The sequence below is a fragment of the Paenibacillus sp. P22 genome, from assembly GCF_000469945.2.
Classification (GTDB): domain Bacteria; phylum Bacillota; class Bacilli; order Paenibacillales; family Paenibacillaceae; genus Paenibacillus_O; species Paenibacillus_O humicus.
The window spans coordinates 11,873-38,216 of the sequence record NZ_CBRA020000072.1 but is presented as its reverse complement, the minus strand read 5'-3'; the positions used below and the strand labels follow the sequence as shown (position 1 = coordinate 38,216).

The window sequence follows — 26,344 nt, the reverse complement described above, 5'->3', positions numbered from 1 at the left end:
CCCTCGCGGCGGCTCACGTCCTCCTAAGGGCGCTCGCGGACCTAGCATCTCCGCCGCCCCTCAGGAGACGGCGACAGCGCCGCAGGACAGCACGTCCGCAGGCAATCGCCAGCGCCGCAAGAAGCGCAAGGGCGGCAGCACGGCGCCTTCCATTCGTCAGGTGACGGATGTCGATATCCAAGAGATCTTCGCGGACTTCGACCGCAATGAAGGCGACTCCGCGGCGGCTCCGGCCGCTGCCGAGGGCGGCCCGTCCAAGCGCAGCCGTTCCCGCCGCAAGAAGAACAAAGGCGGCGCGGGAGCTCCTCCTGTGAGCGGCGGCGATGCCGGCGCGAACCAGGGCGGCAGCACGCCGGAAGCATAAGCTGTCGCTTATGGCGCAGGTGAAGGATTCGATACCCCGCCAAGGCGGGTATGAACACGGGGATTGCCGATGCGGCAATCCCCGGTTTTTCATCTCGAAGAAGATCGGTTGCCGCTATTGGCGGCCTGAGTCCTCCCGAACGCCAAGGTTTCGCTTTATGGCGGAGGAAAGCCGTCCTGCTTGTAAGCAGCACTGCAATTGCTGAGACCTGATTTCATTTGCTACAATAAGTGCCGATAGGACTTAAGTCAGTCCCCCCATTCCGACGACAGAAGGGAGCGAAGCACCATGGCTCCGAAGAAGGACCAGTCCCAGAAGCCGCTGGCTCAGAACAAGAAGGCGTCCCATGATTATTTCATCGAGGAAACCTACGAAGCCGGCATGGTGCTCATGGGTACGGAAATCAAATCCTTGCGGACCGGACGCGCCAATCTCAACGATGCGTTCGCAACAATCCGCAATGGCGAGATGTTCCTGAACAACATGCATATCAGTCCGTTCGAGCAGGGCAACCGCCACAATCCGACCGATCCTACGCGTGCCCGCAAGCTGCTGCTGCACAAGTCGCAGATCGCGAAGCTGTACGGCCAGTCCAAGCAGGAGGGCTACTCCATCGTGCCGCTGAAGATCTATGTGCGGAACGGTTATGCCAAGATTCTGATTGGGCTCGGCAAAGGCAAAAAGCAATACGACAAGCGGGATACGGCCGCAAAGCGGGATGCCCAGCGCGATATCCAGCGGGCTCTGCGAGAGAAGCAGAAGGTGGCTAGATAAACAGCCGATTTTGTCAGGTGATGCGCCTTTTCGCCGGATTGCCTTTAGGCTGGACTGCTCATGAGGGAAGCCGAGGCAAGGGGCGATGAGACTCCGCATGCCCATCGTCTGATTGGGCTGATTGGCTGGGAAGCGGGCTTCTCCTGACCGGATGGATCCTGGGTTGGCTCATTCACCAGATAGCAGCGTTGTTTCCAGCACTTCCTTCGCAATTGCGGCGTCATCTGTGTTATACTAAGTCCATAGCAATCGTTACGTTGGTCTTTGATTCTTTTGCAATGCTGTGCCGCTTGTCTCGTCACAGTCCTTGCGCTTCGGACCGCCGCGCTTACCCTGCAGCTTAGGTGCGGGATAAGGCTGGACGGATCTGTTCGGGGGCGTTTATGGATTCGACGGGGGTAGTTCGAGCATGGGTTGCGGGTAGTGGGGACGCGTCCGCTTTATCAACGCTAAAGCCTATTAAATGGCAACCAACGTACTTCTTTAGCAGCAGCCTAAGAAACTGCATGCTAAGCTCCTCTCCAGCATCGCCTATGTGCCGGATGTAGGGGCTCACCCTTAGTAGGCTACGCTGTCACATCTCCGCCTGGGGTGTGCTGAAGAAGACAATCAGGCTGACCCAGATCGCAGCCGGTTACGGGGCGTCGGCCTGGGTGACATCAAATCCGTGACTACACCCGTAGATGCCTGTGTGCCGTTGCCTTCGGACAGGGGTTCAAATCCCCTCGCCTCCATACTGAAAATCCACAACCGCGAGGTTGTGGATTTTTGCTTTCGCTGACTTGTAATCGGGACCCAACAGGCTCCCGGCCTAGTCCGAAACGTTTTCGTCTCATTCATATGGGTTGGCAGGTAAAGGAGTTATGAAATGGACTTGAACTTGAAAAAAGAGATGCAGCAGCTGAACATCAACCATGCGATTAAAGGTTCGGTCGTGACTGGTCTGAAGGAGATTCTTGCACGGCTGAACAAAGATCGTTTGAACTTCATTGCTGCAAACTGCGCGCTGGCAGGACGCTCCAAGCTGAAGAAGCAGGAGCTTGCGGACGCGCTATACGAGCGGATTACGAATGTGGTCCAGGTACGTTCGGCTCTCCTTACAGCGGAGACGCAGGAATGGGAGCTGGCAAGCCGGCTTCTCCAAGCTCCTTATGTTCAGGACGATGCAGTATTTGTGGATGCTTACTTGTTTTTGATGGATAAAGGCTTGGTGTTCAGCTTCATGGAGGGGGATAAGCTGTTCTTTGTCATGCCGGAGGAAGTCAAGGCTGCATATAAGACGCTTGACCAAAAATCATTCCGTGAAGAACGCAGCAGAACCCAGCTAGTGCTCCGGTATATTGAAGCTGCGGTTAATCTGTATGGCATCTGTCCCGTTTCGAAAGTAATCGAGATAATCAATGATCAAAACGGAGGCGGCTTGACGGAGGAGCAATTCAATGGGATTCAATCGTCCGTCTCTGATAAAATGCTGTCCTGGGATATTCAGCGAGGGTTTCTATACAGCGATGGCTTGGAGGGAGAAACCCTGGACGATTACGAAGCGTTTTTGGAGAGTGTAGCTGACAAGCCTTACTACCTTCCTCCGAAGGAAGAGCTGCTGCGATACGCGGATATGAATTACTTTGAGAAGACGCCTCAGCTGGAAGCATTGAAGAGCTACATCATGGGGCAGTTGGGGCAAGAAGAGCGGATGGCTGACGCGATCGCAGATGATATCCAGCTCGCATGCTCGATGGAAGAGCCGCTTGACGTCATCATGGAAGAATTTGAGAGGCGCAGGATCCGCTTGAGCAGGAAGCAGCTGACCGATATGATGCCGCTCCTTGTTGATGTGCGCAATACGACGAGAATGTGGTCCAATCGCGGCTTTACTCCTGCTGAGCTTAACCCGAAGCCGAGCCGGAGCGGGAATGCCGGCAACGTGGTCCAATTCCCATCGGCCTCCTCGAAAATCGGCCGAAACGAACCTTGTCCATGCGGCAGCGGGAAAAAACATAAAAAGTGCTGCCTGTAGAAATAGGAGTCCCTCTATTGAAGACATTTGAACAATCGAGGGAAACAACCCGAGCATCATAGTCCGACAAATGGCCGTTTTGCACAAGCACGCCTAGACACCATACTGAACATCCACAACCGTTCGAGGTTGTGGATTTTTGTTTTCCTCGATTTGTAAATGTTTTGTGCAAAGCAACTTTCCTCTCCACCCAGGAAGGATGATCATGCCGAACAGCGAATATTGATCCATGCTTGCCGGGAGGAGCTGGAGATGCGGTGATTGTTGAATGAAGCCTGCAAGTAGGAGGAGAAGCTTCTTGCGCATGCTGCGCAGCCGGTTCATGTTCTCCTCTCTCCGCAAACGAATCATGGTGTTTCTGACCGTCGGCCTTGTGGGATGCGCCGTCTTGATGGCGTCTGTTTCCTATAATGCCATCTACACGATGCAGCGCGATAAAATCAAGACCTCGATGGCTTTTGATCTGCACCAGCAAACATCGAAGGTGAATCAGATGTACAGCAGCCTGCTTCAGGTTTCGCAGCAGATGACGCCGGAAGGCACGGTCGGCAACCTGATGGAGACGTATATCTCCGCCACGGATATTTACAGCCAGCGTCTTCTCTCTCGCGATATTTCCTACAATATTGGATTGATCACTTTTTCGAATCCGGCTATGGAGCTGGTGATGTACTATAATCCTGCAACCGGGAATGCTTCTTATTCGAATTTGCCGCTGCGCAGCGGCTTCACTCGCCAATCCTTGCCTGATGTTGCCGGCATGGGGGAGCTGAAATACCAGTCTCCGCATAAATCTCTATGCCGGTTCAGCGATGATCAGGTTGTGTCGGTGACACGGGAGATTCGATTTTCAGACGGAACGCAGCTGGTCGTTTATGTGGAAGCCAAATCGGATCTCATCACCGATATGAATTCGCTGGCAGAAAGCTTGAATATCCCTTATACGCTTGTTTTCACCGATTCGAAGGACGCGGTGACCTATAGCAGCAATTCAACGGCTTATGCGGTCGGCCAACGTCTACGGCTGAGCGGCCAATCCGGGATGACGGACGGGTATGTATGGAACCGAATGAAAGGCGAATACGGCTATGACATCACGCTGCTGCTTCCCGTCTCCAGCTACAACCATGAGCTCTATACGTGGAAAAACCATATGTATTGGATACTCGCCGTCGCCCTCCTCATGATGTTCATGCTCACCCTGTTGTTGCGGCGGCTCATCAACAGGCCGTTTCTGATGATTGAGAAGGAGATGAGGACGTTCGGCAAAGGTTACATGGGCACAAGCCGCTATCATACGGGCATTGATGAATTTGACCGAATATTCGATCAGTTCAATGTCATGAAACGGCAGATTCAGCAGCTGATCCTGGATGTCGAGCAGAAGGAAAAGCGCCGTCATCAGCTGGAGATCGAGAAGCTCGCCTATCAGATCAATCCGCATTTTCTGATGAATACGCTTAACTCGGTACGCTGGCTGGCGGTTATGCATAAGCAGGCGGAGATCGAGAAGTTTGTCTCCTCGCTCATTTTTTTACTGAGCTATAATTTGGGCAAATCAGAGGAGAGGGCTACCTTCCGGTCCGAGATAGACGTCATGCGGACCTATCTGGAGCTGCAGCAGATGCGCCATGATTTCGAGGTGAAGCTGGCTATTGCGGAAGGGACATACCTTGACAGCTCGGTGGCGAGGTTCATTCTGCAGCCCATCGTGGAAAATGCCGTCTGTCACGGCCTTGACGACAACGGCAAGCTGGAAATCAGCATAGTGCCGGACGAAACGTCGCAGATGGTGCGTATCGTTATCCGCGACGACGGCAAAGGGCTGAGTCGCGAGACGCTGGCCCTGCTGCAGCGCGACACGCCGGATCAGCAGCAGACAGGCTGGGGGATCGGGCTTCGTTACGTCCGATCCATGCTGGAATCATTTTATGGCTATAAGGCCCGCATGGGGATAGAAAGCACTCCGAATCAAGGCACGACCGTCACATTGGAGCTTCCTGTTCTCCATCCTAGAAAGGAGAGTGCGAGTTGATCCGTGTACTGATTGTCGACGATGACAAGCTTGCCCGCAAAGGCTTGATCTCGATCATGCCCTGGTCCAATCACGACATGATTGTCGTTGGAGAAGCGGCGAACGGCGCAAAGGCGCTGGAGTTTATGGAAAGGCATGAGGTGGATCTCATGTTCGTAGATCTCTCGATGCCGGTCATGTCGGGAATGGAGCTGCTTCAAGTAACAAGACAGAGATTTCCGGGGCTGCGCTCCGTCATTTTATCTTTTCATGAAGAGTTCGAGAATGTGCAGACCGCCTACCGCATGGGTGTGCTCGATTATATATCCAAGGTGCGTCTGGAATCGGAGGACGACGAGCAGATATTGAAGCGAATCCGGCAGCAAATGACAGGAGGAATGGAGCAGCGCTCAACCAAGCCTCCTGCGTTGTCCACGCCTTCGCCTGCCCCTGCCCCCGAGCAAAACAGCTGCTCGCAGGAGGAGGAAGAGTGGTGCGCACTGGAGCAGGAATGGCGCTCTCTCTACTGGCTCTATAATGAATCGGTCTTCCAGCGCCTATGCAAGCAGACCGCAGAAGCCAAGGTTTCCTTTCGCCGTCTGGAAGGGCTGTGGATGCGCGTGCTGTCGCAGCTGGAAGCTGTTTTGGCCTTGAATGCCGAGCTCCGGTCGGATGCAAATGATGTCCGGTCGGCGATTGAATGGCTGCGCGATTTCAGAAAACGCGTCCATGCGCAGGTTGCGGCTTCCACCGATCTTGCCAATACGACCATCAGCATTCTTAAGGCGGTATTGTTCATTCGCGAGCGGGCTTCGAGTCCTCTGCATGCCGAAGACGTCGCCGATCATGTGCACATGAGCCGAAGCTATTTCAGCCAATGCTTCAAGAAGCTGACAGGGTCTACGTTCAACGATTACTTACGGCAAGAGCGGATAAGAGCCGCCGAGCGCTTGCTGTGCGAGACCAATCGGTCGATTGCTTGGGTCGCTCATGCCGTAGGCTACAACGACTCCAAGTATTTCTCCCAGCTCTTCTATGAGCAGACCCGCCTCTTGCCCTCCGAATTCCGGGCTCAGTTCCATAAGGGGGAGGAATGACAGCAATCAATCGCACAAATGCCTGCCTCAGCCCTGTATCCGCCGCAAAACACGGCACATCCGTCCGACTTTTTTTCCCCGCTTCGAATGTACAATGAGAAGGCAAGGAACGATGGGAGGGACGAGAATGAAAAGGAATATGGCAAAGCTGCTTTCGGTCGTAATGCTTGGCCTTAGTGTGACAGCATGTGCTTCCAATGATTCATCGGATAATTTGAAAGCGTCTTCAGATCCAGGGACGAACTCTGCCGGCCCGGCACTTTCGGGAGATGACCTGGCCTTCTCCAAATTTCCGAAGCCGGTTGATGTCCACATCGGCATGATGGTGGATCCGACAGACAAAACGCTGCCGGAAGGCGACAGCGTCAGCAACAACCAGTATACGCGTTACCTCAAGGACAAGTACAACATCAACGTCATTGTGGATTGGACGGCGGCTACCGGCAACGATTTCAAGCAGAAGGTCAGTTTGACGATCGCATCCGGCAAGCTGCCTGACGGCATGGTCGTCGACGACCGCTCCTTCATGACCAAGGCGGCCAGCTCGGGACTTCTGTATGATATTACCGATCTGTTCCAGCAGTATCAATCCTCGCAGGTGAAGGACATCATGGCAAGCACCGAAGGCCGCGCCATGGAAAATGCCAGCTATAAAGGCAGGATGGTTTCGATTCCGAATATTACGGTCGATACGGACGGCGTTCACGTCCTATGGATTCGCAAGGATTGGCTCGACAAGCTGCAGCTGCCGGTGCCGAAGACGGTGGCGGATATCGAAAAGACGGCGAAAGCTTTCATGGACAACAAGCTTGGCGGAGACAAAACGATCGGCATTGCCGGTCCTTCCAAAAATACGTACCCTTATTCCACCTTCCTCGTTTCCTCCAACAATATGGGAGGATTTGATCCGATTTTTGGGGCGATGGATGCGTATCCGGGATACTGGCTCGACAATGGCGATGGATCGGTCACCTACGGAACGACGACGGATCATACGAAAAAAACGCTGGCTTTGCTGGCTGACTGGTACAAAAAAGGGCTTATCGATCCCGAGGTGGGCACCCGCGACAACGTAGGGGATCCGATCAATGCGAATCAGACGGGAATTTTCTTCGGTCCATGGTGGAATGGCGGCTATGGCAACGGGGACTCCTTCAAGAACGATCCGACTGCGAATTGGCAGGCCTATCCCGTCTATTCCGACGACAACAAGTGGAATGCGCATATGAAGACGACGGGCAGCACCTACACCGTTATCAGCAAAAAAGCCAAGCCGGATGTCGTCAAAGCCATTCTCATCATGAATAATGCCCTTGTGCGCGATGAAGCGACGTTTGACCTGTCGGTCAATGTGGGCTGGTATCCGCTCCGCAACGTGCTGGCTGCGGCCAATGAAACGGAGTATGAATACGCCGAGCTTCTGAAAGTGCTGAAGGGCGAGACCAAGCCCGAGGATTACAACAAGCCGAACAGCTTGTACAAACTGATGTATGCGGATGCAAAGAAGGTGCAGAACGTCATCAAGCCTCCGTATGACGAGCTGAATGTAAGCAACTTCAACACGTCCAACTTCGGCGACTTCCAGCGCTTGTATTCCATTATGATCGGCGATCGTCCGTTCGCAACGATTCCAATCGATAAGAAGGTCTTCAGTGTCACGTACAACCAGACCCCTACCATGGAAACGAAATGGGCCAACCTCAAGAAGATGGAGGATGAGACGGTTCTGAAAATCATCCTCGGCCAAGCGCCTATCGACTCCTTCGACAAATTCGTGAAGGACTGGAAAGCTCAAGGCGGAGATGAGATCACGGCGGAAGTGGCAGGGCTCTTGAAGAAGTGATCGAAGCTTCTGAAAAACAAGCGAATGGCGCGGAATCGTTCTGGAGATACGAATGTGGTCGACCTTGTCACCGGAAGAATGATTCGCACGCAGCGACAACTTTTTCAGTGGCCTCGCAGTAATCATCCAGAGGCTTGCGGAAAGCGCCGGCGGTTCCGTTCCTTTCCGCAAGCATCCTGTTAGGGAGACGGGAGGTCAGCCATGATGAGAAAATTAGGCCATCAGAAACACTATTATTTGATGCTGCTGCCGGGTATGGTCTGGCTTGTGATGTTCAGCATTGTGCCTATGTTCGGAATTCTGATGGCATTTCAGAATTATAACCCGGGTGCGGGGCTGTTCAAATCCCAGTGGGTCGGACTGGACAACTTCAAGTACATGTTTCAGCTCAACGACAGCAAGACGGTTATCACTAATACCTTTATTATCGCCGTCGGCAAAATCGTCCTCAATCTGCTTATTCCGCTTATCTTTGCCATTCTGCTGAACGAAATCCGCAGCATGCGCTACAAAAAGCTGGTCCAAACCGTCGTTTATCTGCCGCACTTTCTGTCGTGGGTGATCCTGTCCACGATTGTCATCGGGATCTTCGGCTATTATGGCGTTGTAAATACGGTCGCAGGGATGTTCGGCTTCGATCCGAAGCTGTTCATGGCGGATTCCGGCATCTTCCGGCAGCTGCTCATCGGCACGGATGTGTGGAAGGAGTTCGGTTATAACTCGATTATCTATCTTGCGGCGTTGACAGGCATCAATCTCAACCTGTATGAGGCCGCCGCCATCGACGGCGCCAACCGCTGGCAGCTGATCCGGCATGTCACGCTGCCGGCGCTGACGACCACGGTCGTGCTGCTCGGCGTCTTGAGTCTTGGCAATGTGCTGAACGCCGGATTCGATCAGGTGTACAACCTTTACAACCCGCTTGTGTATTCAACCGGAGATATTCTGGATACATGGGTGTACCGGCTGGGCTTGCAAAATCTTCAGTATTCGCTGGCGACGGCGGCCGGATTGTTCAAGTCGGTCATCAGCTTTGTGCTGATTTTCATCTCCTATCGGCTGGCATATCGCTATGCCGACTATACGGTATTCTGAAGGAGGAGGGCGCCGCATTGGTCCGAAATACAACATTAGGCTCACGGACGTTCGACATTGCCAATATCGCCATTCTCGGCCTCCTGCTCATCAGCTGTTTATACCCGCTGTGGTATACCTTCTGTGTATCGATCTCCGACAAGTCCGCAGCCAATGCAGGCCTGGTTACGATTTATCCCATCGGATTCTCCTTGACGCCGTATAAGGAGATCATCAACGACAGATTGTTCTTCAACGCGTTCTGGATCTCCATCCAGCGCACCGTGCTCGGTACGTCGTTTTCCTTGCTGATGACCGTACTGATGGCCTACCCGCTGGCCCGGCCCAAGAAAGATTTTAAAATGCGCAATACATTCATGTGGATTCTGGTCTTCTGCATGCTGTTCAACGGGGGGCTGATCCCATGGTATCTCACGATTCAAAACTATCATTTGATCAATACGATCTGGGCGTTGGTGCTGGGCGGAGGCGTACCGGTCTTCGACGTAATCCTGATCATGAACTTCTTCCGCAATCTGCCGAAGGAGCTGAATGAAGCGGCCGTAGTCGACGGAGCCGGTCCGTGGTCGATCTTGTTCCGGGTGTATATCCCGTGCTCCATCCCTGTGCTGGCTGCAGTGGCGCTGTTCCTAAGCGTGTATCACTGGAATGAATTCTTCAGCGGATTGGTGCTGATGAACACTTCCGACAAATACCCGCTCCAGACCTATATCCAGCAGCTTGTCGTCAACATTCCGGTCGGCACCAATCTGACCCCCGAACAATACAAGAAGCTGTCGGAGCTGTCCAACCGGACGCTGAATTCGGCCAAGGTATTTATCGCCATGGTGCCGATGTTGATCGTATATCCATTCCTGCAAAGGTATTTCGTATCCGGCATCATGCTGGGGGCTGTGAAGGAGTAAGGGTGGACTTGGTGGTTGTGCCCAACCACCATTTCCCTCCACCATGAAGACCCCGACCGCAAGAGGTCGGGGTCTATCTTTGTGTTGAAACTGTAGACGGACTGAGCAGACATACAGATCGAAGGAAATTCGGCTATTGGACATAGGGGGACATCTGTCGTTCATACGCTTCATAAGGTGTTCATCGTGAGGAGGTCTCCACTCAAATGGCGGTAAAAGTAAACCTTCAAAAATTCGTCGATAAACTGCCTATTCCCAAAACCATTCGCCCGATAAAACGAGGAAAGAAAGGCTCGTATTATGAAGTGACCATGAGGGAATTTACCCAAAAGCTTCATCGTGATCTAGCGCCTACTCGCTTATGGGGCTACAACGGAATGTACCCGGGTCCTACTTTCGACGTGATGAAGGGTGAAACGGCATTTGTCAAATGGATGAATGATCTGCCCCATAAGCATTTTCTCCCCATCGATACGACCATTCATGGTGCAGAGAAAACATTTCCTCAGGTTAGGACCGTCGTTCATCTGCATGGCGGAAAACAGCATGACCATAGCGATGGGTACCCTGATGCCTGGTTTACGAGAAATTTTGAACAAACAGGACCTAAGTTCCAAAGAAAAGTATACGAATATCCCAACCTTGAAGCCACGACATTATTTTATCATGACCACGCGATGGGCATTACGAGATTGAACAATTATGCGGGACTTGGAGGTTTTTTTATCATTCGCGACGAGCATGAACAATCCTTGAATCTACCGGCGGGAAAATATGAAATCCCTCTTATGATTCAGGATCGCTCGTTCAACCCGGACGGATCGCTCTATTACCCCGATACTCCCGATAAAAACAACGATCGTCTTCCCTATCCTTCAATTGTTACGCCTTTTGACGCCGATTACATTTTGGTAAACGGCAAAGTATCCCCCTATCTTGAAGTGGAACCGCGAAAATACCGATTTCGGATGTTGAATTTCTGCAATAGTCGAGCCATTTCATTCAAACTGGACTCCGGACAGCCATTTTATCAAATCGGAACAGATCGCGGCTTGCTGGAGAAACCCGTAAAAATGAATGAGATCCTCTTACTGACGACCGAACGTGCGGATGTGATCGTTGATTTTTCCCGATCCTTCGGCAAGACGATCATTCTTAAAAATGTCTTCAAGGGTGCCTCCCCCGAAACAACCGATGTGATGCAGTTTAGAGTAAACACTCCGCTAAAAGCCAAAGATGCCAGCTCTCTTCCTGATCATTTAAGGAAAATCGAATTCCTTTCCAGTGAGACGGCAAAAAGGACAAGAGATCTTACGCTCGTTAGAGTCGAGGATGCATATGGAAGATCCCTGAATTTGCTTGACAGTAAAAGATGGAATGATCCTATATCCGAGAAAATGGACTTAGGATCGATTGAGATATGGCGGTTGATCAATCTGTCCGATGATGACCATCCCATTCATCTGCATATCGTTGACATGCAAATTCTGGAGCGCCAGCCTTTTGACGTTGCTCATTTCAAAGCAACAGGAAACCTTGAATTTACAGGACATGCGCTTCCTCCTGAACCTAACGAAAGAGGATTCAAAGATACGATTCGTGCTCCCGCTGGTACCGTTACTTCTTTTATTGCGAGTTTCGATCCTTTCGCCGGACTTTTTGTATGGCATTGTCACATGCTCGAACATGAAGATGACGAGATGATGCGGCCTTTTCTAATCCTGAAGAAACAAAAGAGGCTTAAACATATCCTGATGAAAATGATCAATGGGAATCGATAGGACCATGACACAGGCTGCCGGCATGACATTGGCAGCTTGATGAGCGATTGGGCAATTGAGCCTGCAAGGTGTTCTTCTGCGAGCCCGATTCTGAGGCCCATTCCGAAAAGCCTATTTTACAGCCAACTGCGAATTTGTTGGGACAAAAGCCCATACAATACAGGGTCTTATGTCTACATCCTCATAAACGGAGGGCGGCACTATGGACTTTCACGGAGGCTTTGAAGGTTTTGAGCACGGAGGTTCCGGGCCGGGAACGGAGGTTTTGGAGGTCCGTTTGGTGTTGGAAGGAGGTGGTGAGCCATGCCATTCTCCTATCCCGCATACCCTCTCCTTGGCTATCGGACCAAGGTAGTTCAGGAGCCTATAGCATTTCCTCCGCAGCATCAGGATCAAGTCCCTGGTTTGGAGTATCTCATGGTGCCTCGTCCTATTTTTGATTACCCGGGCTATGTAGGGAGCTGCAAGCTGAAAGGGAAGGTTGCGATCATTACGGGAGGCGACAGCGGATTCGGCCGCGCCATTGCGGCCGCTTATGCGAAAGAAGGAGCAGACCTCGCTATTGTCTATTTAAATGAACATATTGATGCGGAAGAAACCAAAAAGTATGTGGAGCAATTCGGCATTCGCTGTCTGCTTCTAGCCAGAGATCTTCGCGATCCAGCCAGCTCGCCGGATATAATAGCCGAAACGCTCCGCCATTATAATAGACTGGATCTCTTGATCAATAATGCTGCCGTTCAACCTTTTACGAGCAGTATCATGGACATTTCCAATGAACAACTCGAAAATACTTTTCGAACGAATATATTTCCCTTGTTTTATTTGACTAAAGCGGCTCTTCCTTATTTGGATAAAGGCAGCGCCATCATCAATACGACTTCAAGGGTCGCCTACGAAGGAGACAAGGATGTCATTGATTACTCTGCAACCAAAGGCGCAATTGTAAGCTTTACTCGCAGCATGGCGCTGTCGTTGGCAGAGAAAGGGATCCGTGTCAATGCGGTCGCTCCGGGTCCGTCATGGACGCCGCTTAATGTCAGCACCTACTCCAAGGAGCATGTGGCGGCTCTAGGCACGGACATTCCGCTTGGCCGTGCGGCACAGCCTTTCGAGATCGCACCGGCATTCGTATACCTTGCAGCAGACGATTCCATGTACGTAACCGGTCAAGTCATTCATGTCAATGGAGGTTTGATCCGCTACTCCTGATTTCAGGCAGGCCTCGATCCACAACCGTTTGAGGTTGTGGATCGAGGCCTTCTTATCCCGTCTTACAGCCGGACCATCCGGTCTTGCGGCTGTAAGACGGGCGCTTCGACCTGAACGGTTTCCGGATATTTAATGCCGCTGCCGGTGTTGAGAGCGACAACCGTCTCTCCGTCCTTGATCCAGCCGCTTTCTCTCAGCTTGCGCGCAGCGGAGAACGTGGCCGCTCCTTCGGGACATACGAAGGCCCCTTCCAGGCGGGCGATGGTGCCCTGCTCCCGCAGCAATTCCGCATCCGTTATCGAGACGGCGCAGCCGTTCGTCTTGTATACCGCCTCCAGCACGAGGAAATCGCCCAGCGCCTTCGGCACATTGATGCCAAATGCCGCTGTCGACGAATCCGGCCAGAACTGCGATTCCGGCTTCCCCTCCTCCCAAGCCTTGACAATCGGAGCGCAGCCTTCAGCCTGCACGGCAACGAGACGCGGCAGCCTGTCCGGAATCCAGCCCAGCACCGCAAGCTCGTGCAGCGCTTTGTAGATCCCGATCAGCCCGACGCCTCCGCCTGTCGGATACAAGATCACATCGGGAAGCTCCCAGCCCATCTGCTCCGCGATCTCAAGCCCCATCGTCTTCTTGCCTTCGATCCGGTAAGGCTCCTTGAGCGTCGAAGCGTCAAACAGGCGATGCTCGTTCACGGCTTGACCGACCATTTTCCCGGCATCGCTGATGAGTCCGTTCACCAAATTCAAGTTGGCGCCGGAAATGGCGCATTCATTTCTCGTAATGAGAGGCGCGCCGACTGGCATCACGATGGAAGCGCGCATTCCCGCTCTTGCAGCGTAAAGCGACCAGGCCGCTCCGGCATTGCCGTTCGTAGGCATGGCCAGCTCCTGAACGCCAAGCTCCTTGGCCTTCGAAACGCCGACGGCCGCGCCGCGAGCCTTGAAGCTGCCGGTCGGAATGATTCCTTCGTCTTTCATCCACAAGCGCTCGATTCCCATATCCAGGCCTATCCGGTCCATCGGCAGCAGCGGCGTCATTCCTTCTCCCAGACTGACGATATGTTCCGGAGACGATACAGGGAGAAGCTCGTGATAACGCCACAAGTCATTCGGTCTTCCAGCCAGATCGGAAGGCTTCCATTGCCGCTTTAAGCTTTCCAAATCGTAATCCGCCAGTAAAGGAGATCCGCATTCGCACAGCTGCTGGATTTTATCCGATGGATACGTTTGAAGGCATTTAGGACAATGCAGATGAGTTAGATAGCTGAATGACATCTTTATCCTTCCTTTGCGCTAGGTTTGAATTCAGCCTTTCTTTTGCACAAGGTTATTATTGACCCCATCCACTGTAAACGTAACACCAGGCTCTTTTGAGCGTCAAGCCAAACTCTTATTTAGACGATTTGAATAGTTGGAATCATGGAAAGGCATAGAGGTTTAAGGTTAGATTTAAAGTGGATTGCAGAGCGGTTTAGGAGATCGCCCAAACTTCTGCTATAATAGAAGAAATGAGGCCAATAAAACTCATTGGCTGCGAATAGGGAAGGATGCGCGAATATGAATGCATTCGAAGACTGGAATCTAAAGGTGAAAAAAACCTTCAACGCCACAAGCAATGAAGTCGTGCTGACGGTCACGGAAGCAGGTCATTTGCTGGGCCTTTCCAAAGATCAGATGAAAACCTATGCGGATAAGAACAGGCTGACCAAAGTTCCGATCATGAGAAGTGTTCATCGGTACCTCTTGCTGAAGAGTGAAATAGATGAGCTGGTAAAGAAATAAGAACGGGTTCGAGCTGACACCAATGAGGTGTTTTTTTTTTTATAATGGGGGTTGTTCCGGATCCATCCGAACGTGAGTGGAAGGCAGATGGCTGGGTACGGATGCCTCAAGACGGCAGGAAGGAAAATGACAAGGATAGAATTCGCGGTGTAAACATTAAGCATGAAGGGGAGGGGGCGATGTGCGGAGGAGGGCAATGGGCGTGTGCCAAGCCCTAAGCCCTTGGACAAATGAAGGCGAAATCGCTATAGCTCCAGAGCTTCATTCGTAATCTTCCGAATATCAAAGGGACAATCGGAGCTTTCCTTCACGATGTCGGGCAGGATGTTCGCCAGGAAGTAATCCACGCAATGGAGCTTGATTTTCTTGATTTTGATGAGCGCTTCGCGGTACATCGTGACGAACTCCTTCTCCCGGTTGCCTCTTTGCAATTCGGTAAGCGCCTCGTATACCTGATCGAGCTTGTCGGCCACCTCGAGAATGAGCCCTTCGACGGAATCGTCCTTGCCTTCGCGCAGCTGCCTGCGGAAGATAGGCTTCAGCTCCTCGGGAATATTTTCTTCGATAAAGAGAGCGATCATGCCCTCCTCTACCTGCTGCAGCATGCCCCGCAGCTCCAGAGAGTGATGCTTGACGGGCGTTTTGATGTCGCCGATGAAGATTTCGCCGTAATCATGGCTGCTCGTAATTTCGTACAGCTTCTTCCAGTCGATCGCCACGCCATTGCTTTCCTCGATATCCGCCAGCGTTTTGGCGTATTGAACGACTTTCCAGGAATGCGCGGACACGCTATGCTCTTCAAACTTGAATTTGCCGGGACAGCGAATGATGCGTTCGAGATCGTTCAAGGATTGAAAATACGCATGAATTCCCATAGATGATGTTCCTTTCTTCACAGAAGTAGCAGCGTGAGGCTGTACAATCAGTTTATGGCCGAATTGTTAATGGACGATAAATAAAAACAGGAAATAAATGGATGAACCACCGAAAAACACCGTCCGATAGGAGCGGTGTTCGTTGGAATTCAACAATTCTATGCTGCTAGGCTACTTGCCGGAGTCCAGATAAGGAATCAATCCCGATGCAATGACTTGATGCCCGCGATCATTGGGATGGATCGGCATGAATCCGCTTAAGGCATCCTCGACTTTCCCTTGCCGATAGCCGTAGATCAGACTGGCTTGTTTGCCTTCGAACCATTTATGGGCCGGGGCGACCGCAGCGCCGTAACGGCGGGCGACTTCAATCGTGGTCTGGTTGAGGGAACGAATGCCTGCAATCGCAATCGAACTGTTCGGGAAGGGATTGTATTGCGTGAAGCAAATGAGGCGGGCATGGCTCGTTTTATCCAAATGGCCTAGAATCTGGCTGAGATTTCGCCGATAATTCAATAGAGCTTGCTGAATGGCCGGCGGCTTCTGTGTCGCGATGGATGCCAAGGCGGCATCCGCTATATCGACCCCGCCGATCCATACCGAGACGATGTCGGATTGGCTGATGCCCGGTGTGCCTTTTACGGCACGCAGCAAATCCTCGCTGCTCCAGCCGGGCTGAGCCAAGACATTTCCGGCAACTCTCCGGGTGCGAGAATTCAGGGAGGCGACCGCCAATCGGGGATAGGCTTTTGCAAATGAAGAAGCATTTTCCCCAAATGTAATGGAATCGCCAAGAGCGGTATAAAGCATGTTGTCATCACCCTACCTATTCATATTCACCTGCCTGCCAAGCGGTTATGCGGCTTGAATCCGCCTGTGCATCTATGAGATAGGATATTTTCCGGCCGTACAGGTTGCTTGGACATTGGGAACGAATTGTTCTTGGACGATCAGAAAGAATGAACTGAAATAGAAATCGTTCTTAGTAAAGATCCAATCCATTGCTGCGGGGGGCCGTTGAGGTTGACAAAAGAACAGTTTGCAGAGCTAGTCAAGCAATTGGAAGGGAAATCGCGGTCCAATCCAAAGGGATACCGGCTTAAGGTGCTGGGGATGGTAGGCGTCGGCTTCTCCTATATGATCGGGATTCTGCTCCTGCTTGCGGCGCTGGTTGTCGTACTCGTCATGAGCACGCTGACCCATCCGGTCCTTCTATTGAAGCTGGGCCTTCCGATCGGCGGGCTTATCTGGGTCATGCTGCGCTCCCTGAGGATCAAGTTCGATGAGCCCGAGGGCATCGTGCTGACACCGCGCTCGGCGCCGGAATTATATCGCGAGATCGAGAGCCTGGGCAAGAGCCTGCAAACGATCCGGATCCATAAAGTGCTGCTCACGAGTGAATTCAACGCTGCCGTCGTGCAAATTCCGAGGCTCGGCCTGCTTGGGTGGCATCGCAGCTACCTCATGCTCGGCCTTCCGCTCATGCAAGCTTTGTCGCCGGACGAATTCCGCGCTGTACTGGCGCATGAGATGGCGCATCTGTCGCGGTCCCATTCCAAATTCCACGGCTGGATTTATCGCGTAAGAAGAATCTGGGGACAGCTGATCGAGAAGCTCGAGGAAAAGGACAGCGGGTGGATCGTTTTGTTCAAACGGTTCCTGGACTGGTATGGGCCCAAGCTGAATGCGTATACGTTCGTATTGGCGAGGGAAAACGAATACGAGGCGGATCGATTGGCGGCGGAAGCGGCAGGCTCCCGCTCCATGGCTGATGCGCTCGTGAAGCTGAGGGTGCAGCATGCGCAGCTTGACCGCAAATTCTGGCCTGAGGTGGATAAGCTGGCTCAGGCGCAGCAAGCTCCTCCTCCGGTCTATTCCATGATGCAGCAGTTTTTCGAGCAGCCTCCAGCATACCCGAACCCGGATATGGAAAGGTCGTTGAAGGACGCTCTGCGCATGGAGACGGAATTCGACGATACGCATCCCTCGCTGCATGACAGACTGGACGCATTGGGGGAGCCGGCAAGCATTCCCGCTCTGGCGGCTCATTCATCCGCGCATGGGCTTCTTGGGGATGCCATCGGCTCGCTGACCCGGCAGCTGAACGAGTCCTGGCAGGAGCAGGCGGGGCCGGCCTGGTTGGAGAGGATGGAGTACTTCCGATCCATCCGTGAAGAATACGCCAGCCTGGAGCAGGAGGACCGGTCGGAGCTGACCGAGCAGCAGCTGTGGACGTTATCGAAGCTTGCGGAGGAGCTGCACGGCTTCGCCCAGGCGCTGCCGTTGTACGAGGAGCTGCTCCATCGGAATGACCGGCTGGCGCATGCTTACTTGGCTGCGGGCTTGGCCATGCTGGGGCAAGAGGATCGGACTCTGGAGGACAGTGCGGTATTCTATCTGACCCGGGCGATGGAGCTGGATGAGGAGTATACGGTTGCCTGCTGCGTCGAGCTGATCGGGTATTATTCGAAGCTGGACAACGAGACTGAGGCCGGGAAGTGGAAGGAATTCCTCGGCCGCTATGCAGAGCTCCTCCGTCTGGCCCGGCGGGAGCGCGAGCAGGTGTCGCCGGGCGACCGCTTCGAGCCGCATGGGCTGGAGGATTACCAGGTCGCGGCGCTGGCGAAGGAGCTGCGGCAGTATCCGATTCTTAGGGAGGCTTGCCTCGTCAGGAAAAAGGTCGAACATTTCCCGGAGAAGGGCAAGTTTGTCCTGCTGGTGAGGAACAAGCGGAAGTGGCGCATTCGACCGAGCGAGCTGGCTAGGCATGTGGTCCGCAATCTGTCCCAGGAGGAGGCGCTGCCGGCCGGAACGACGATCATCGTCCTCAATACGGATCGGAAGTACAACAAAGTCCGGGAGCAGGCCGCCGGGCATAGGCAGGGAATTCTATTCCAAAGCGAACCGGACAGCGTCCGATACCATCCTGCCCATGTCTGGAAAGGCATCGCGGCCAAGTTCCTGATGCAGGCTATCGGTAAAAAAAGCTTCGGCTCGGTGCGGCTCTGGCTTGCTCTAGGAGCGGATTCCAATCGCCTATATGGCAACATGCTTCCGCTGGCGCTCGCTGCACATGGGAATGATCTCGCGGCGATGAATGCGCTGGCCGAAGCTGGTGCACCCATTGACGGGGCGAACAGGGACGGGAATACGCCTCTGTTCTGGGCGGCGTCCGAAGGGAATGAAGAGGCTGTATGCTGGCTGCTGGAAAAAGGGGCGGATCCGAACGTGCGCTATGTATCCGGCCGATCGGTGCTGTCGCCAGTATGCATGTACGGTCATGCGAGGATTTTGAAGCTCCTGCTGGATGCGGGCGCAGAGCCGGTCCATACTTGCCATTCGGACGGAGAGACGCCGCTCATGATCGCCTCCTACAACGGGCGATATGACTGCGTAGAGCTGCTGCTCGCGGCAGGGGCAGATCCCGATGTGCGGGACAAGCATGGCAACACGGCTCTAAGCTTCGCCAAGGACCATGGCCATGACGATGTCGCTGAGCTGCTGCAGGCGCATGCAGCTTCCGGGCAGCCGGCGTGATGATTCGCCGACGCCAGAATGGGAGGGGCCGATTGCGGAGCAAGTCCGGCCGCAGCCGAGCCGTTCCCCTTAAGCACCCCCCGCTGCCATCGGCAGCGGGGGGTGCTTTTTTTTTGAATCAGAGATCAGGATTCCCCATATGAGGAGAAATCGGATGCACCGTCCTTGTCGGTCCATGCCCTTCACTCCTCTCGGGCCGGCTATCCGTCAGGGCGCTCCACCGCTCCTGCAGCACCCGACAGGGAAGGCGGCTGAGCCGGATAGAGCCGCTTCCGCTGCGACTGCTGCTTCAACAGCTGCATCATCCCCTGCATCATGCTTAGAGTCTCTTGTGAGGCATGCAGAGGATGGGCAAGATTGCAGGCTTCAAGCGGATCGCAGGTCAGATTGTACAGCTCGAATTCGTCCGCGGCCGGCTTCGTTTTGATCTGCTTGACCCATGTGGAACACGTCCCGCAAGCCCTGTCTCCGACCGGCTGCATCGTTTCGTCCTGTATACCGGGCTCGCTCCAGAATTGAATATTGTCGAAATACCGGGAGAGCTTCCATATTTCCTTGCCGTTCTGTCTTTGCACCGCCGCGAGCACGGTCTCGATGTGGTTGGGCTGGACAACGGACGGATAGGGAGCTCCGAGCGGATTGGCTTGATGCTGGCCTCGGGTCGCATCGTCGTCGGTCATGAAATAGATCGGCTCATCCGGCAGGGCCTCGCGGGCCTGATCCCTGATCCAAGGAGCGAGATCGCGGCCGACGAAAGTTCTCACCTCGCTGAATTTCGTCTGCAGGCGCTGCTGAATCTCCAAGATATCTACATTCGCCAGTCCCAGCATCGTCGGCAGAAGATCGACATGGCTGGTCAGGGCATGGATATCCCGATGCTCGGGAATCAGCTGTTTATGATGGATGACCAAAGGAACATGGAGCATCTCCTCATAGGCGCAGTAAAATTTCTGATGGAGATTGCCGTGCGCGCCGAGCAGATCCCCGTGGTCGGATGTGAAAATAACGATGGTGTTGTCATAAAAGGAGGACTGGACGAGGGCGTCAACGACTTTCGCCATTTGGCGGTCGGCGTTTTTTTGGAGCTGGTAATACAGCTGGCGGTAGAAGGAGTTGTCGATGATGGGCTGCAGGGCTCTAGGGTAAATATCCCGATAGCTGGCTTGACAGCGCGGCTTGGCGGCCAGAGATTCGCTCAAGGTCGGCGGGGGAGCGACCGGGGGCATCGGCTCCACCTCGAAGCTGAAATCAGGCAGCTGCGCGGCAAGAGCGCCATATAAGACGATATCATGCGGATTCACGAAGGAGGCGACGATCAGCCAGGGCTCCATCTCCTTCTTTCCGTCCTTGCTGCGGTCGAGCGCTTCGATGAGCTCGGCGGCCTCCGTACCGTAAACCTCGTCGCGGCCGCTCAATCCGAATGCGGCGGAAGAAGCGGAGTTCCGAGGATTTTTCCCGTGCGGCTCCGGCCCGATCCAGCTGGAAAACCCGTAGCTTTCCAGGCGGCCGGCCTGTTCATAGACTCGTTCCTGTTCGGGATCGGGCACGCCGGTCAGCGGATCATAGCTGGGGAGGCTTTTATGCGTGCCCGGAATGGTGATGTCCGCGTTGGAAAGATGCCATTTTCCCTTGTAATAGGTCTGGTAGCCGGCTTCGCGGAAGTAATTGCCCATCGTCGGCACCGTATTGCTGTTCAGCCAATACATATCGGAGTCGAACGCGCTCTTCGCGATCCCGTCCGTCTGGCTGACGCCGTGAAGGGAGGGATAATGGCCGGTAAACAAGGTGGCGCGGCTGGGACAGCAGGCCGTGCTTCCAATATAATGCCGGTGAAATTCAAGCCCGTTGGCTCTCAAATACTCCTGGGCAGCAAGACTTTCCTTGCGCCAGGCCTTCAGCTCCTCGCTCTCGTAAATGGGAGGGTACCGTTCCTCGTCGACGAGCAGGACGAGGAAATTGGGTTTCTTCGTTGAACGGGAAGGCGCGGGGGCCTCATTCATGGAAACCACATCCTAGGTCAGGTCTTTAGTCGAGAATATGCCGCGGGGCAAAAAATCAGTAGCGGTTTGCCGCTGCCTGCAAAAATTCGCAGGAGGAGTCTTCCCTTGTTTATATTATCTTGATCTTCCGTGCCGGCAGCCCGGGCAACCGCCGGCAGGCGCAGTCTTATTCCCTGCCATCCGCCATATACATGTCTTAGGAGACTTGTACATCGGATTGGAGGCGGAAGGGTATGGGCATCGCGATCATGGCCGCGCTGGCGGCCGCATGGGCAGCGGGTTTCGTTTTGTTCCGCAGGAACAGCGTTCCAGCCGCGGACCGCTCTTTCCTTTTCGAGGGAAAGCTCTCCGTCGTCATCCCCGCCCGGAACGAAGAGACCAATCTGCCGCATCTGCTCCAATCGCTGCGGCATCAGAGCTGCCTTCCCTTCGAAATCATCGTCGTGGACGACGGGTCGGAGGACCGGACGCGGGCGATTGCAGAGAGCTTTGGAGCGAAGGTCGTCGTCAACGAGCCTTTGCCGCCCGGCTGGACCGGCAAGAACTGGGCCGTATGGAACGGATACCGGCATTGCGCGGGCGATTATATCGCCTTTCTGGATGCGGATGTCCGGCTTGCTCCCCATGCGCTGCATGATCTTCTGGCCGCCAGGGAGCGGGAGGGAGGAGCGGTGTCGGTCGTCCCTTACCACGAGACGGAGAAAACCTATGAGAGGCTGGCCCTGATTCCGAATCTGCTGGGCCTGTTCGCGTTTACTTCTCCCTTGGAGCGGGGCAATCCCGACAAGGGCTTTTATGGCTCGTGCATTCTGGCCAAGCGGGATGAATACGAAAGAGCGAAGGGGCATGAGGGCGTGCGCTCCGAGGTGATGGACGATCTGAAGCTTGGCGCGAAGTTCGTTCAAGCCGGCATTCCGGTCACGAATTATATCGGGAAGGGGGCCGTGTCGTTCCGGATGTACCCGGACGGCATCCGCAGCCAGCTCCAAGGCTTCGCCAAAGGAGCGATTCTCGGCACGGGCAAGCTGAGCCCGGGGACGACGCTGCTCGTCGCGCTCTGGCTCCTTGGCCTGCTTGCGGCGGAGGCGGCGCCATTTCTGCTCGGAACCTCTCTGGCGCTGCCCCTGGCGATCGGCTATGTGCTGTATACGGCGCAGCTGTTCGCTTTCCTCCGCTGCACGGGAAGGTTCGGATTTTGGATGCCGGCAATTCATCTGCTGAGCACGGTCTTTTTCGTCTTTGTCATGCTGTACTCGGTGTACCAGGTGGCGTTCTTCGGAAGCGTAGCCTGGAAGGGCAGGCGGGTAGCGGTAAGGAGGCGCGGCGAGCGATGATGCGGCTGCTGATGTGGACGGCGGGTTCATTCCTCTCCGGCTCGCTGATGTTCTCGTATTGGCTGGGACTGCTGGCGAAGCATGATTTGAAGGAAAAGGGAGACGGCAATCCGGGCGCATTGAACTTATGGAGAGCGGCCGGGTATGGATATGGCCTGACGGGCATCGCGCTTGATTTCCTCAAAGGATATTTGCCGGTATTGGCGCTGCTCCATTGGGGCGGCCTGACCGGCTGCAATCTTGTCTATCCGGCCGCAGCCGCCGTGCTGGGCCATATGTTCTCCCCCTTTGCCGGCTGGCGGGGAGGCAAGGCGATCGCGGTCACGTTCGGGGTGTGGAGCGCGCTGACGGGATTCGAGGCCTCGCTTGCTTATGCCGTCATTCTGGCTCTGCTGCTGGCCGGTTTCCGGTGGATCGGCAAGGGAAAGCCGTCCTCGGCATCTTCGGACGGCTTCCAGGTCGTGCTGGGAATGCTGCTGCTTTTGCTCTTCTTGATTCTCTGCCGCTATCCGGTGGAGCTGGCCGTGTTCTCCGGGGTGAACGCTGTGCTGCTGGCTTATTCGCATCGGAAGGAATTGCGGCGGTATATATTCCGGATGAAAACAGGACATCGAAGCAGCCAGAATTAAAGATGCTGGTTCTTAGCACCCAAAACGCTCTCTTTTTTTCAAAAAAGAAGGTAAATAGTCCCATGAGGGTGAACTAAAATCCTTATTACACCTATATCAGGAGGACTTATGGCTAGAACTTATCGGGCAGAGGGGCGTCAGCTTGCCAACTTGTTAAGAGGAGTTTTCGTACTTGGTGGACTGCTGCTGTATTTCAACCTACCGGGTCTTCATTGGGGCTTCTTCTTTGGAATCGTCATTGTTTCCGTACTCTTCGCAGAAATTCTGGGAACGATGTGGACGTCCAAGAGGCGTTCAGGAAAGCAAACCAAGCAAACCAAGCGAAAGGTTGCGGCTGGCCACTCGATTGCTGGCGTCTCCTCCAAGAAGCTTGGCGATAAAGAGCTCATTCAAGCGAAGATAGAAACCCTTTCGGGAACGGATTTTGAACGGCTTATGGAATTGTACTATACCGCTCAGGGATATTCGGTCCAAAGAGTAGGCGGTTCTGGCGATCATGAGGTCGATTTGATTCTGAAGGGCAAGGAAGGATACAAAATTGCGGTTCAGTGCAAGCGATGGAAGCGCGACGTCGGCAACGACATCGTACTGAGGCTCAAAGCGGGAAAACAGGTTCATGGATGCTATGATGCCTGGATCGTCACGACAAGCAACTTTACGAGAGCGGCAAAGGAAGCGGCCGAAAGGCTTAATATCAAACTGATCAATGGTCTGATCTTGCAGGACAAGCTGACAAAATGGAAGAGGAGCCTGAGGTAGGGCAGGGCCGCTGTTGTTAAATAAAGCCGCCCCCAGCAGTCGCTAGACTGTGATGGGTGCGGCTTTTTTTTCAGGGCTTCAAATAACTCAGCAGGATATGCTTCAGAATCTGAAGCTGCTCGGCGGGATCAAGATCCTGCTCGATGACCAGGATGTTCTTCTGCAGCGACAGCTTGCGGGCGAAAATGCCGAAAGTGTTCATGACCGTTCTCAGCGTATCCTGAATCGGCAAGTCGGCGCGGATCGACCCGTCCTGCTTGCCCTGCTCGATGATCGTCGAGAATACGCCGGAGATTTTCCGGTAGACGGCGTTGAACATGCCGATGTCGTCCAGAGGCTCGGTGAACTGGGCGGCGTAGCTCTCGAAATTCTCCAGCAGCTTGACGCCGGAGCTGTCCTTGCGCTCCAGCAGCGCGATGGAGCTGTCGAAGAGAATCTCGAGCTTGCGCAGGCTTGTCTCCGGCTGCGCTGCAACGGCATGGAACTCTTGCAGCACTTCCTCCAGCATTTTGGTGGCGACCGCGACGACGAGCTTCTCTTTCTTGGGGAAAAAGCGGAAAACGGTGGCGACGCCCATTTGAGCCTGGGTAGCGACATCCTGCATCGTGGACTTGTCGATTCCTTTTCTCGTGAATACTTGCTCGGCTGCATCGATGACGGCTTGCAGGCGCCGCTGCCTCGTTTCGGGGTTCATGTTCAGGTATCACCTTCTCCGTCTTGATTCTATCCTCGTATTATAGCGCTCGATAATTGTGGCCACAACGTTGTCAAAGAATGGATAGAGCCGACCTAGTTCGCAATTCGGCCTCACCGGCTTGTCCGATGCATTTCGGAAATCGGCAACGTCCGCACGTAACGGATTCAACGAACAAGAGAGGCGGTTCCTTTCGTCACGAGGGCGGTCATGGAAAATCGACATTACCGGCCGGACCGAGCCGTCCCGGCTCTCCTTTCAGATCGACGGCATCTCCGACAGCGTCGGCGGCGAAGGATATTTCGAAGCGTCGGCTTCGGGAGACGGCTTAACCCGGTTGACGGGTTATCTGGACATCTCCGGCAAGGGCGCCATGGGCTTCATGATGAACGGAGTCATGAAGACGTTTGTGCCCAAGACCGTCGATGAGCTGACACAGGCCGTGGCCGGCAAGCTCGTGGAAATCCATAGCGTTCCTTCTTGAACAATATCCCCGCCCCCGAAGAGGTCCTCTCTCACCGAGCATCCTCCGGCGCCCTGTCAGGGCGCTTTTTTGGCTTTGCCGCAGACGAGGCTGTAGCGGCGGCCGTAAGCTTTGGCGCAGCGGACGATGCGGCGGATGGCTGTCTGATCGTCCAGCTTTGTGAACGGGCATGGGTCCGGCCGAGTGTTGACTTCGAGAATCCACGGCTTCAGCTTGCGGTCGATGGCGATGTCGAGGCCGAGCTCGTTCATGGCCGGGTAAGCGCGGCCGAACTTGGCCGCTGCCAGCAGCGCCAGCCGGTCCATCCGCTTCAGCAGCCGGATCGTGCCGGCTTTGCCGGCAACGGGATCAAGCAAAGTCTTCGGCGCATAAATCGTGCCGCCCTGGCTGCCGTTAGAGACGATTTTGCCCGGACTGGCGACGCGTGCCGCCGTGCCGGTGCATGCCCAGCGGCCGGCGGGATTCCGCTGGATCATGATGCGGAAGTCGAACGGCCGTCCGCCATGCTTGAGCACGCGAATGCCCTTTTGCACGAGATAGCGCCTTGTGCCGGCCTGCCGCCGCATGGATGGGAACATGGCGGTTATGGATTTGAAGGCAAAGATTTTCTTTCCGCTTTGATAGCGGCAGCTTCCGCCATTTTTTTCTACGCGCATTACTCCGATTCCCATCGAGCCGGTATCGGGCTTGACGTAGACCATCCCGTACCGATCCAGCATCGAGGCGAGCGTCCCGCGGCTCAGCGGACGGGTGGAGGGAACATGCTTCCTCAGCTCGGCGCTGCGCAGCAGAAGGGCTGTTTTGGCCATTTTGCTGGAGACGGCTTGAATGCCGCCGCTTTTGGGCTTGCTCCCAGGAGCGGAGGGCGGGTTCTTCCGTCTGGTCTTATGGCTGTGCGGGACTGAACTTGTTCTGCTTTTGGCTGTATCCATGCCGTCTTTCCCCCTAGGGTAGAAGCTATATTCTCCATCCTATGTAGGGGCCGATGACCCGGTCTGGGCATCGGCCCCTGCACGGCCGGGGAACAGCGGGAAGGGCCCGGATTAAGGCGGGGCAGAGACTGGCTCCCGGCCATCCCGATTCCGGCATCCCCGACTCGGCTTCCCTGATCCCGGCCCAATCCCGGCCATCCCGACTCGGCCATCC

At 54.4% G+C, this 26,344-nt stretch carries 23 protein-coding genes and 1 other RNA gene; 17 read left to right on the top strand and 7 right to left on the bottom strand.

Annotation, left to right across the window (positions count from 1 at the left end; all coding sequences use genetic code 11):
• The 4 genes from BN871_RS28355 to BN871_RS11730 form a co-directional block, all read left to right on the top strand.
• A partial coding sequence (locus BN871_RS28355) for a hypothetical protein (protein ID WP_048746129.1) occupies nt 1-364 on the top strand: 364 nt, incomplete at its 5' end.
• 288 nt (nt 365-652) lie between these two features.
• On the top strand, nt 653-1,138 hold the full coding sequence (smpB, locus tag BN871_RS11735; protein ID WP_021878128.1) for an SsrA-binding protein SmpB: 486 nt from the start codon (nt 653-655) through the stop codon (nt 1,136-1,138).
• Nucleotides 1,139-1,511: 373 nt separating this feature from the next.
• Nucleotides 1,512-1,875, top strand: a transfer-messenger RNA (tmRNA) gene (gene ssrA, locus BN871_RS26820).
• Between the two features lie 131 nt (nt 1,876-2,006).
• Nucleotides 2,007-3,155: a YecA family protein gene (locus tag BN871_RS11730; protein WP_021878127.1), complete on the top strand. Its 1,149-nt coding sequence runs from the start codon at nt 2,007-2,009 to the stop codon at nt 3,153-3,155.
• 93 nt (nt 3,156-3,248) lie between these two features.
• On the opposite strand, the gene BN871_RS28350 is transcribed toward BN871_RS11730, so the two are convergent.
• Nucleotides 3,249-3,479 carry a hypothetical protein gene (locus tag BN871_RS28350; protein ID WP_164763135.1) on the bottom strand — a complete coding sequence of 77 codons (231 nt, stop codon included), beginning with the start codon at nt 3,477-3,479 and terminating at the stop codon, nt 3,249-3,251.
• Between BN871_RS28350 and BN871_RS11720 the strand changes: the two genes are divergently transcribed.
• The 7 genes from BN871_RS11720 to BN871_RS11690 all read left to right on the top strand — a co-directional run bounded on the left by BN871_RS11720 (nt 3,460) and on the right by BN871_RS11690 (nt 13,102).
• Nucleotides 3,460-5,190 (top strand): sensor histidine kinase, encoded by a 1,731-nt coding sequence (locus tag BN871_RS11720; RefSeq protein WP_232312989.1) that lies wholly within the window; start codon nt 3,460-3,462, stop codon nt 5,188-5,190. The genes BN871_RS28350 and BN871_RS11720 overlap by 20 nt on opposite strands.
• A complete protein-coding gene (locus BN871_RS11715) occupies nt 5,187-6,266 on the top strand; it encodes a response regulator (RefSeq protein ID WP_021878125.1) in 1,080 nt (359 codons plus the stop codon). Before BN871_RS11720 ends, BN871_RS11715 begins: the two co-directional genes overlap by 4 nt.
• Before the next feature lie 319 nt (nt 6,267-6,585).
• Nucleotides 6,586-8,109 carry an extracellular solute-binding protein gene (locus tag BN871_RS11710; protein ID WP_232312983.1) on the top strand — a complete coding sequence of 508 codons (1,524 nt, stop codon included), beginning with the start codon at nt 6,586-6,588 and terminating at the stop codon, nt 8,107-8,109.
• Nucleotides 8,110-8,313: 204 nt separating this feature from the next.
• Nucleotides 8,314-9,204: a sugar ABC transporter permease gene (locus BN871_RS11705; RefSeq protein ID WP_048746137.1), complete on the top strand. Its 891-nt coding sequence runs from the start codon at nt 8,314-8,316 to the stop codon at nt 9,202-9,204.
• A 17-nt stretch (nt 9,205-9,221) separates the two neighbouring features.
• Nucleotides 9,222-10,109, top strand: a complete 888-nt coding sequence (locus BN871_RS11700; RefSeq protein WP_021878121.1) for a carbohydrate ABC transporter permease — start codon at nt 9,222-9,224, stop codon at nt 10,107-10,109.
• A 206-nt stretch (nt 10,110-10,315) separates the two neighbouring features.
• A complete protein-coding gene (locus BN871_RS11695) occupies nt 10,316-11,890 on the top strand; it encodes a multicopper oxidase family protein (protein ID WP_021878120.1) in 1,575 nt (524 codons plus the stop codon).
• A 303-nt stretch (nt 11,891-12,193) separates the two neighbouring features.
• The gene (locus BN871_RS11690) at nt 12,194-13,102 is read left to right on the top strand and encodes an SDR family oxidoreductase (protein ID WP_021878119.1); all 909 of its coding nucleotides are present in this window, start codon (nt 12,194-12,196) and stop codon (nt 13,100-13,102) included.
• A gap of 62 nt (nt 13,103-13,164) precedes the next feature.
• Here the strand turns inward: BN871_RS11690 and BN871_RS11685 are convergent, their stop codons facing one another.
• Entirely contained in the window at nt 13,165-14,379 is a 1,215-nt protein-coding gene (locus BN871_RS11685; RefSeq protein WP_048746122.1) for a threonine synthase, read from the bottom strand.
• Between the two features lie 282 nt (nt 14,380-14,661).
• Here BN871_RS11685 and BN871_RS11680 point away from each other — a divergent pair, with 282 nt between their 5' ends.
• On the top strand, nt 14,662-14,886 hold the full coding sequence (locus BN871_RS11680; RefSeq protein ID WP_021878117.1) for a helix-turn-helix domain-containing protein: 225 nt from the start codon (nt 14,662-14,664) through the stop codon (nt 14,884-14,886).
• Nucleotides 14,887-15,131: 245 nt separating this feature from the next.
• Here the strand turns inward: BN871_RS11680 and BN871_RS11675 are convergent, their stop codons facing one another.
• Together BN871_RS11675 and BN871_RS11670 are read right to left on the bottom strand one after the other, a co-directional pair.
• Nucleotides 15,132-15,761 (bottom strand): YfbR-like 5'-deoxynucleotidase, encoded by a 630-nt coding sequence (locus tag BN871_RS11675; RefSeq protein WP_048746120.1) that lies wholly within the window; start codon nt 15,759-15,761, stop codon nt 15,132-15,134.
• 171 nt (nt 15,762-15,932) lie between these two features.
• Nucleotides 15,933-16,571 (bottom strand): SGNH/GDSL hydrolase family protein, encoded by a 639-nt coding sequence (locus BN871_RS11670; protein ID WP_021878115.1) that lies wholly within the window; start codon nt 16,569-16,571, stop codon nt 15,933-15,935.
• Nucleotides 16,572-16,784: 213 nt separating this feature from the next.
• Between BN871_RS11670 and BN871_RS11665 the strand changes: the two genes are divergently transcribed.
• Complete coding sequence (locus BN871_RS11665) at nt 16,785-19,298, top strand: ankyrin repeat domain-containing protein (protein ID WP_127509577.1); 2,514 nt, start codon at nt 16,785-16,787, stop codon at nt 19,296-19,298.
• 200 nt (nt 19,299-19,498) lie between these two features.
• On the opposite strand, the gene BN871_RS11660 is transcribed toward BN871_RS11665, so the two are convergent.
• A complete protein-coding gene (locus tag BN871_RS11660) occupies nt 19,499-21,298 on the bottom strand; it encodes a sulfatase-like hydrolase/transferase (protein ID WP_048746115.1) in 1,800 nt (599 codons plus the stop codon).
• 233 nt (nt 21,299-21,531) lie between these two features.
• On the opposite strand from BN871_RS11660, the gene BN871_RS11655 reads away from it, so the two are divergent.
• From BN871_RS11655 to BN871_RS11645, 3 genes are all read left to right on the top strand, one after another.
• Nucleotides 21,532-22,632, top strand: a complete 1,101-nt coding sequence (locus BN871_RS11655) for a glycosyltransferase family 2 protein (RefSeq protein WP_021878112.1) — start codon at nt 21,532-21,534, stop codon at nt 22,630-22,632.
• Nucleotides 22,629-23,261 (top strand): glycerol-3-phosphate acyltransferase, encoded by a 633-nt coding sequence (locus BN871_RS11650; RefSeq protein WP_021878111.1) that lies wholly within the window; start codon nt 22,629-22,631, stop codon nt 23,259-23,261. The genes BN871_RS11655 and BN871_RS11650 overlap by 4 nt, the downstream gene beginning before the upstream one ends.
• 108 nt (nt 23,262-23,369) lie before the next feature.
• Entirely contained in the window at nt 23,370-24,020 is a 651-nt protein-coding gene (locus tag BN871_RS11645) for a restriction endonuclease (RefSeq protein WP_048746113.1), read from the top strand.
• A 70-nt stretch (nt 24,021-24,090) separates the two neighbouring features.
• On the opposite strand, the gene BN871_RS11640 is transcribed toward BN871_RS11645, so the two are convergent.
• Nucleotides 24,091-24,714 (bottom strand): TetR/AcrR family transcriptional regulator, encoded by a 624-nt coding sequence (locus BN871_RS11640; protein WP_048746111.1) that lies wholly within the window; start codon nt 24,712-24,714, stop codon nt 24,091-24,093.
• A 121-nt stretch (nt 24,715-24,835) separates the two neighbouring features.
• Here BN871_RS11640 and BN871_RS11635 point away from each other — a divergent pair, with 121 nt between their 5' ends.
• A complete protein-coding gene (locus BN871_RS11635) occupies nt 24,836-25,198 on the top strand; it encodes an SRPBCC family protein (protein WP_021878108.1) in 363 nt (120 codons plus the stop codon).
• A gap of 56 nt (nt 25,199-25,254) precedes the next feature.
• Here BN871_RS11635 and BN871_RS11630 read toward each other — a convergent pair whose 3' ends face one another.
• Nucleotides 25,255-26,130, bottom strand: a complete 876-nt coding sequence (locus BN871_RS11630; protein ID WP_021878107.1) for a YheC/YheD family protein — start codon at nt 26,128-26,130, stop codon at nt 25,255-25,257.
• Nucleotides 26,131-26,344 lie beyond the last annotated feature (214 nt).